The organism is Nostocoides sp. (genome assembly GCF_035343835.1).
Classification (GTDB): domain Bacteria; phylum Actinomycetota; class Actinomycetes; order Actinomycetales; family Dermatophilaceae; genus Nostocoides_A; species Nostocoides_A vanveenii.
In genome coordinates this window covers 1-1,565 of the sequence record NZ_DAOQZV010000400.1, presented here as the reverse complement: position 1 = coordinate 1,565, position 1,565 = coordinate 1, and the positions used below count along the sequence as shown (strand labels likewise).

The following is a 1,565-nucleotide window of genomic DNA, read 5'->3' as shown; positions in this document are numbered from 1 at the left end:
CCGCCCGCCCGTGGCCGCCGGCCAGCCCGGCGCTGCGCCCCGACGCAGGGTTCACTGGCCCACGTCGGCCGCGGCTGCACGGTGTGCGTCTCGACATCCGAGAAATCACCCTCGCGGTTACCGGACGCTAACGCGCCACGCCATCCGGCAACATCGCCGTAACACGACGCGCAACAACCGGAAATCGCGCGCGCCCAAGCTAGGCCGCATGACAACACTCGTCACCCTCGCGGCTGCCGATGAGCCGACGATCGACTATGCGTCGACCGCCTTCCTCATCCTGTGCGCCTCACTGGTCCTCCTGATGACGACGCCCGCGCTCGCCCTCTTCTACGGCGGCATGACGCGGGCAAAGTCAGTCCTCAACATGATGATGATGTCCTTCGGGGCGATGGGCGTCATCGGCATCATCTACGTCCTTTACGGCTACTCGATGTCCTTCGGCCCGACCAATCTCGCCGGCATCATCGCCAATCCCTTCGACAAGTTCGGGCTCAAGGACACCGCGGGCCTGGTCAATCCCTTCGGCTACGACGGCTACGGCAATATCCCCGAGCTCGCCTTCGTCGGCTTCCAGCTCACCTTCGCGGTGATCACCGTCGCCCTGATCAGCGGCGCCATCGCCGACCGCGTGAAGTTCTCCACCTGGCTGGTGTTCTCCGGCCTGTGGGTCACCTTGTGCTACTTCCCGATTGCTCACATGGTGTGGGGCGGCGGCCTGCTTTCGGGCTCGGCCGACGGCCTGTCGGCGAAGATCTTCGGGGTCACCGACGAGGTCGCCAACATCCTGCCCATCGACTTTGCCGGTGGCACGGTCGTGCACATCAACGCCGGTATGGCCGGCCTCGTCCTCGCCCTGATCGCCGGCAAGCGCCTCGGCTTCGGCAAGGAAGCACTCCGCCCGCACAATGTCCCGCTCGTGATGATCGGCGCCGGCCTGCTGTGGTTCGGCTGGTTCGGCTTCAACGCCGGTTCGGAGCTCGCGCCCGACGGCACGGCCGCCCTGGTCTGGATCAACACCACCGTCGCCACCTGCGCCGCGATGCTCGGCTGGCTGCTGCTGGAGAAGCTGCGTGACGGACACGCCACCTCGATCGGCGCCGCGTCCGGTGTCGTCGCCGGCCTGGTCGCCATCACCCCGGCCTGTGGCGCCCTCTCGCCGATCGGCTCGATCGTCCTCGGCCTGGTGGCCGGCATGCTCTCGGCCTATGCCGTCGGCCTGAAGTTCAAGTTCGGCTTCGATGACTCCCTCGACGTCGTCGGTGTCCACCTGGTCGCCGGCCTTTGGGGCACCATCGGCGCCGGCCTGCTCTCGACCACCACCGGCCTGCTCTACGGCCACGGGGTCAAGCAGACCGTCATCCAGATCCTCATCGCGCTGATCTCGGTCGCCATCTCCGGCGTCGTCACCGCGATCATCGGTTACGCGCTCAAGGCCACCATGGGCTGGCGGATCACCGAGGACGCCGAGTCCGCGGGCATCGACCAGAGTGAGCACGCCGAGACCGCCTATGACCTCAGCCCCCGCGGCGGCCGCCTGGCCGGCGCCCTGGGCGCGGCCGGCG

At 67.9% G+C, this 1,565-nt stretch carries 1 protein-coding gene; it reads left to right on the top strand.

The window, feature by feature from the left end:
• Positions 1–208: 208 nt before the first annotated feature.
• The coding region (locus PKH97_RS16535) for an ammonium transporter (protein ID WP_324388700.1) at positions 209–1,565 on the top strand (1,357 nt) is incomplete at its 3' end.